The sequence below is a fragment of the Streptomyces sp. NPDC002926 genome (assembly GCF_053591755.1).
Window position 1 is genome coordinate 42,134 of sequence record NZ_JBSFUK010000035.1, and the last position, 6,605, is coordinate 48,738.

The 6,605-nt window shown below is 68.4% G+C and carries 6 protein-coding genes; 2 read left to right on the forward strand and 4 right to left on the reverse strand.

Annotation, left to right across the window (positions count from 1 at the left end; translation table 11 throughout):
* Nucleotides 1-3: 3 nt before the first annotated feature.
* Complete coding sequence (purE, locus tag ACWDZ6_RS29975; RefSeq protein ID WP_326650318.1) at nt 4-540, reverse strand: 5-(carboxyamino)imidazole ribonucleotide mutase; 537 nt, start codon at nt 538-540, stop codon at nt 4-6.
* A complete protein-coding gene (locus tag ACWDZ6_RS29980) occupies nt 537-1,700 on the reverse strand; it encodes a 5-(carboxyamino)imidazole ribonucleotide synthase (protein ID WP_366731887.1) in 1,164 nt (387 codons plus the stop codon). The genes purE and ACWDZ6_RS29980 overlap by 4 nt, the downstream gene beginning before the upstream one ends.
* Before the next feature lie 148 nt (nt 1,701-1,848).
* Between ACWDZ6_RS29980 and ACWDZ6_RS29985 the strand changes: the two genes are divergently transcribed.
* Complete coding sequence (locus ACWDZ6_RS29985) at nt 1,849-2,355, forward strand: GtrA family protein (protein WP_326650320.1); 507 nt, start codon at nt 1,849-1,851, stop codon at nt 2,353-2,355.
* Nucleotides 2,356-2,451: 96 nt separating this feature from the next.
* On the opposite strand, the gene ACWDZ6_RS29990 is transcribed toward ACWDZ6_RS29985, so the two are convergent.
* Together ACWDZ6_RS29990 and ACWDZ6_RS29995 are read right to left on the reverse strand one after the other, a co-directional pair.
* Entirely contained in the window at nt 2,452-3,720 is a 1,269-nt protein-coding gene (locus ACWDZ6_RS29990) for an ATP-binding protein (protein WP_326650321.1), read from the reverse strand.
* A gap of 98 nt (nt 3,721-3,818) precedes the next feature.
* Nucleotides 3,819-4,496, reverse strand: a complete 678-nt coding sequence (locus ACWDZ6_RS29995; RefSeq protein WP_326650322.1) for a response regulator transcription factor — start codon at nt 4,494-4,496, stop codon at nt 3,819-3,821.
* Between the two features lie 469 nt (nt 4,497-4,965).
* Here ACWDZ6_RS29995 and ACWDZ6_RS30000 point away from each other — a divergent pair, with 469 nt between their 5' ends.
* Nucleotides 4,966-6,465 (forward strand): peptide MFS transporter, encoded by a 1,500-nt coding sequence (locus ACWDZ6_RS30000; protein WP_451505331.1) that lies wholly within the window; start codon nt 4,966-4,968, stop codon nt 6,463-6,465.
* The last annotated feature ends 140 nt before the right edge of the window (nt 6,466-6,605 follow it).

Genomic DNA, 6,605 nt, shown 5'->3' on the forward strand with positions numbered 1-6,605 from the left:
CTCTTACTTCCCGAAGCCGAAGGCGCCCGCACCCTCGACCTTGGTGCGCAGCCGTTTGCCCTTCTCGGTGGCCTGGTCGTTCAGCTCCTGCTGGAACTCCCGCATACGGGCGAGGAGTTCGCTGTCATGCGTGGCCAGGATGCGGGCCGCGAGCAGTCCGGCGTTACGGGCGCCGGCGACGGAGACGGTGGCCACGGGCACGCCCGCCGGCATCTGCACGATGGAGAGCAGGGAGTCCATCCCGTCGAGGTACTTCAGCGGCACCGGCACGCCGATCACCGGCAGCGGGGTGACGGAAGCGAGCATGCCCGGCAGATGGGCCGCTCCCCCGGCGCCCGCGATGATCGCCTTGAGGCCGCGGCCGTCGGCCTCCTCGCCGTACGCGATCATCTCGCGCGGCATCCGGTGCGCGGAGACGACATCCACCTCGAAGGGAATCTCGAACTCTTCGAGGGCCTGCGCGGCGGCCTCCATGACGGGCCAGTCGGAGTCCGAGCCCATGACGATGCCGACGAGGGGGCTGGCTGCGGGGCTGGTCATTCCGTGATCGTTCCTCTGAGATAGCCGGCTGCGTGACGGGCGCGCTCCAGCACGTCGTCCAGGTCGTCGCCGTAGGTGTTGACGTGCCCCACCTTGCGGCCGGGCTTCACGTCCTTGCCATACATATGGATCTTGAGCTGTGGGTCGCGGGCCATGCAGTGCAGATAGGCCGCGTACATGTCGGGGTAGTCGCCCCCCAGCACATTGCACATGACCGTCCAGCCGCTCCGCGGGCGCGGGTCGCCGAGCGGGAGGTCGAGGACGGCGCGGACATGGTTGGCGAACTGCGAGGTGACTGCGCCGTCCTGGGTCCAGTGGCCGGAGTTGTGCGGGCGCATGGCGAGCTCGTTGACCAGGATGCGGCCGTCGGTCGTCTCGAAGAGCTCGACCGCGAGATGGCCGACGACGCCGAGGTCCTTCGCGATCCGCAGGGCAAGCTCCTGTGCCTGTCCCGCGAGCGCCTCCGGCAGGTCCGGCGCGGGCGCGATCACCGTGTCGCAGACGCCGTCGACCTGCTGGGACTCGACGACGGGATAGGCGACGGCCTGGCCGTGCGGGGAGCGGACGATGTTCGCCGCGAGCTCGCGGGTGAAGTCGACCTTCTCCTCCGCGAGGACGGGGACACCGGCCCGGAACGGGGCCTCGGCGTCGTGCTGCGTACGGACGAACCAGACGCCCTTGCCGTCGTAGCCGCCGCGCACGGTCTTGAGGATGACGGGGAAGCCGCCCACCTCCTCGGCGAACGCCGACACATCGGCGGGGTCCGCGACGATGCGGTGGCGCGGGCTGGGCGCACCGAGCTCATCGAGCTTCGCGCGCATCACGCCCTTGTCCTGCGCGTGCACCAAGGCCTCGGACCCCGGACGCACGGGGATACCGTCCGCCTCCAGGGCCCGCAGGTGCTCGATCGGGACATGCTCGTGATCGAAAGTGATCACGTCACAGCCCCGCGCGAACTCACGGAGCGTGTCCAGGTCGCGATAGTCGCCGATGACGACCTCGCTGACCACCTGGGCCGCCGAGTCCTGCGGAGTGTCACTGAGGAGCTTGAATCTGATGCCGAGGGGGATGCCCGCCTCGTGGGTCATACGGGCGAGCTGACCGCCGCCGACCATGCCGACTACCGGGAACGTCACCCTCTTAGGGTATCCGCCGCCCACGGTGGCCCTGTCTCCCGTGGGCCCGGGCCACCGTAGCCCTCGTCACAACATCGCCACTCCTTTGCAAACGTCCGCAGGCAACTCCTGGGAGTGCTGGTTAGCATGGCTGAGTTGACGACACCGACCCGAACGGGGCTGAGCGATCACCATGAGTGAACGAAGCGCACTGCGTGTGCGGCTCGAGCAGCTCACACGCGAGTTCGCGAAGTTCGGCGCGGTTGGTGGTGTGGGGCTCCTGGTGGACCTGGGAGTCTTCAATCTCGTACGGACCCTCACGGACCTGCCCGTCGTACGGGCGAGCATCGTGGCCACGGTCGTCGCCATCGCCTTCAACTATCTGGGCTTCCGCTACTTCACCTACCGGGACCGCGACAAGGGCCGCAGGACCAAGGAGCTGACGCTCTTCTTCCTGTTCAGCCTGGTCGGGCTGGTGATCCAGAGCGGGGTGCTCTACGCCGCGACGTACGGGTTCGGCTGGGACAGTCCGCTCCAGAGCAATGTGTTCAAGTTCCTCGGTATCGGCATCGCGACGCTGTTCCGCTTCTGGTCGTACCGCACCTGGGTGTTCCGGGCGCTGCCGGCCCGCGAGGCCGTACAGACAGCGGAGTCCTTCCTCGGGCAGCGGCAGCCGCAGCCCGACCGGGTCGCGCGCTGAGTCCGCTCGCACGCTGAGCCCGGGCGTGCGCCGAGCCCGCTCACACACTGAGCCCCGTCCGGCGCCGAGCCGGGGCCGGACCCTGCCGCCCGACGGCTATCTGACCGTCGGCGTGTGGCCGTCGTGGTGGCTGCGCTGCACGCGGCTCAGGAAGAGCGCGAAGACCGGCGGGTACTGCTGGAGCAGCTCGAGCCGCCCGCCGTCCGCCTCCGCCAGATCGCGGGCCACTGCCAGTCCGATGCCGGTGGAATTGCGGCCGCTGATGGTCCGCTCGAAGATCCGCGCGCCGAGGTCCGCCGGCACTCCGGGGCCCTCGTCGGTGACCTCGACGACGGCCTGGTTGCCGGTGACGCGGGTGCGGACGGCGACGGTGCCGCCGCCGTGCATGAGCGAGTTCTCGATCAGCGCGGCGAGGACCTGGGCGACCGCGCCCGGAGTGCCGACGGCGCGCATGCCCTGCCGCCCCGAGCAGACGATCGCCCGGCCCACGCTGCGGTAGGCCGGCCGCCACTCCTCCAGCTGCTGTTTGACGACCTCGTCCAGATCGAAGACGACGGCGGAACCGGTGCGCGGATCACGGGAGTTGGTGAGCAGTCGCTCCACCACATCGGTGAGCCGCTCCACCTGGGCGAGCGCGATGCTCGCCTCCTCCTTCACCGTCTCGAGGTCCTCGGCGACGGTGATCTCCTCCAGCCGCATGGAGAGCGCGGTCAGCGGCGTACGGAGCTGGTGCGAGGCGTCCGCGGCGAGCCGGCGCTCGGCGGTCAGCATCCGTGCGATGCGCTCGGCGCTGGAGTCGAGGACGTCGGCGACCCGGTCGAGCTCGGGGACGCCGTAGCGCTTGTGGCGGGGGCGCGGGTCGCCCGAGCCGAGGCGCTCGGCAGTCTCGGCGAGATCGGTGAGCGGCGAGCCGAGCCGGTTCGCCTGGCGTACGGCGAGCAGTACGGCGGCGATGACCGCGAGCAGCGCGACTCCGCCGATGATCAGCAGAGTCCGGCCGACCTCGCGGGTGACGGAGGAACGGGACTCCTCGACGGTGACGGACTCACCGCGCTCGCCGCGCGCGACGCCGCGGATGACACTGCCGGAGGGGCGCTTGCCGATCTCGATGGGCGAACGGCCGGGGATCTGGATCAGCGCGTAGCGCTTGGCACCGCTCTGTTCGGCCAGGATGTCGGGGTTGACGGGCTCCCCGCCGATGAGCCGGCTGTCGACGATGCTGATGAGCCGGAGAGCCTCGGAGTCCACGCTCTCCTGGGCGCTGCTGCTGATGGTGCGGGTCTCGACGAGGACGAGGGAGACCCCGAAGACGGCGATGACGACGAGCACGACGGCGAGCGTGGAGTTGATGAGGCGGCGACGCAAAGTGCCCTCCGGGCGGGACGCGGGGTACGGGGAGTGCCCGTACTTCAGCGTAGGCGTCGTGGCGCGGTTTCTGTCCGGGGCGGGCTCGGCCCCGTGGCTCAGCTCTTCTCGAAGCGGAAGCCCACACCCCGGACGGTGGCGATATAGCGCGGGTTCGCCGCATCGTCGCCGAGCTTCTTGCGCAGCCAGGAGATGTGCATGTCCAGCGTCTTGGTGGACGACCACCACGTGGTGTCCCAGACCTCGCGCATCAGCTGGTCGCGGGTGACGACCCGACCCGCGTCCCTGACCAGGACCCGCAGCAGGTCGAACTCCTTGGCGGTGAGCTGGAGCTCCTCGTCGCCCATCCAGGCCCGGTGCGACTCGACGTCGATCCGTACGCCGTGGGTGGCGGGCGCCGGGACCGGCTCGGTGGCGCCGCGCCGCAGCAGGGCACGCACCCGGGCGAGCAGCTCGGCGAGCCGGAACGGCTTGGTCACGTAGTCGTCGGCGCCGGCGTCCAGGCCCACCACGGTGTCCACCTCGTCGGCACGGGCGGTCAGCACCAGGACGGGCACGGTGTGGCCTTCGGCACGCAGCCGCCTGGCGACCTCCAGGCCGTCCATGCCGGGCAGTCCGAGGTCGAGGACGACGAGGTCCACGCCTCCCACAAGTCCGGCCTCGAGCGCGGTCGGACCGTCCTCGCGCACCTCGACCTCGTAACCTTCCCGGCGTAGGGCGCGGGCCAGCGGCTCCGAGATGGAAGCGTCGTCCTCGGCGAGCAGTACACGGGTCATGTGGGTGATGGTAGTCCGCGTTACTCGCTGGTTGGGGCGTGATCGTCAAGGCCTGCGGGTCTGGGATGCAATCATGGTTGCCGCCTTCGAATTAGGGCAGCGGTTCCCTTTGGATCCTGTGATCCATGTCTCAAGTCCTTTCATATGCCACTGTGTCGTGTCGTATGGTGGCGAGACGCCTGTAGTAGTACACGGGACCTTTGGCCTGCCGAGCGCGCCAAGGGTCTCTCTGCTGCCGGAGGTTGGCTCTGCCGGCCTCGAAGACAGTGAATGACCTATGGACCGGGCCTGGTGCGCGACACAGCGCGCGAGGCGTGGATCCCGGTGCGGACTGCCCCTCGACTCCCGCTTCTGCGGAGTGAACCCCTCAGGCGTGGGGTGGGGCACACCCGTTGCCGGTGCCGGCCACCCCCACACCGGGCGCGTACCGCTCACAAAGCGCCGCGTCCCGAGCAAGCAAGGATCGACCATGGCGTCCAGCCTGACGAAGGACCCGGCCAGCTCCGCTGAGTCCGAGAAGACCTTCCTCGGCCACCCCCGCGGCCTGGCCAACCTGTTCATGACAGAGATGTGGGAGCGTTACAGCTTCTACGGCATGCGGGCCCTGCTCGTGCTCTACCTGGCCACGAACGTGGCAGACGGTGGACTCGGTTTCAACGACGCGACCGCCGTCGCCATCTACTCCGTCTACAACGCGATGGTGTATCTGCTCGCCCTGCCCGGCGGCTGGCTCGGTGACCGGGTCTGGGGCGCACGCAAGGCCGTGGCCATGGCAGGCGTAATCATCATGACCGGCCACTTCCTGCTGGCGGTCCCCGCGGAGATCTCCTTCTTCGTCGGTCTCGCGCTGATCGCGGCCGGTTCGGGTGTCCTGAAGGCCAACATCTCCACGATGGTCGGCCACCTGTACCCGGACAAGAACGACCCGCGCCGCGACGGTGGCTTCACGATCTTCTACATGGGCATCAACCTTGGTGCCTTCGCCGCCCCGCTGACGATCGGCTGGGTCGGCCAGAAGGTCAGCTGGCACCTCGGCTTCGCCATGGCCGGTGTGGGTATGGCCATCGGTCTGCTCTTCTACTTCCTTGGCTTCCGCCACCTGAGCGAGGAGTCGCACAAGGTCCCGGCCCCGCTGTCCGCCGAGGAGCGGGCCGGCACGATCAAGAAGTCGCTGATCTGGCTGGGCGTCGCGGGTGCCGCGTACGCCATCGTCGGCCTGGCCGGTCTGTTCACCATCAACTGGGCGCTGTGGCCGCTGACCATCCTGGGCCTCGTGCTGCCGGCGTACTACCTGCTCCGCATCAAGCGGGACAAGGACCTGTCGGACGTCGAGCAGCGCCGGATGTCCGGTTACATCTGGTTCTTCGTCGCCGCCGCCGTCTTCTGGGCGATCTACGACCAGACCGGTTCGACGCTGTCGCTCTTCGCGAAGAACGACACCCAGTCGACGCTGTTCGGCTTCAGCTTCCCGGAGAGCTGGTTCCAGTCCCTGAACCCGCTGTTCGTGATGGCTCTGGCCCCGCTCTTCGCCTGGATGTGGGTCGCGCTGAACAAGCGCGACAAGGAGCCGACCACGCTCTCGAAGTTCGCCGCGGCCCTGGTACTGATCGGTGCCTCCTTCGGCGTGATGATGGTGGCGCAGGGCATGGCCGCGGGCGACGCTCGCGTCTCCCCGATGTGGCTGGTTGGCGTGTACTTCATCCAGACCATCGGTGAGCTGTGCCTCTCCCCGGTCGGCCTGTCGCTGACCACCAAGCTGGCCCCGCAGAAGTACGCCTCCCAGATGATGGGTGTCTTCTTCCTCGCCGTCACCGCCGGCGACTCGCTCATCGCGCTGGTCCAGCTGATCGGCGCGCCGACCGATACCCAGGGCTGGTTCGCCAGCCAGGGCGTCCTCGCCGCGCTCGCGGGTCTCGCGATCTTCATGTACCGCAAGAAGGTTCAGCCGCTCATGGGTGGCGTGCACTGACGCACGGCAAGCACTGAGAAGGGACTGGCCCGGCACGCTCAGCGTGCCCGGGCCGGCGCAGGACCCCGAGGAGGATGTCAACCGCAGAAGAGAAGAAAAAACAAAAAAAAAACAAAATAGAAAATTTTATTGTTTTTTTA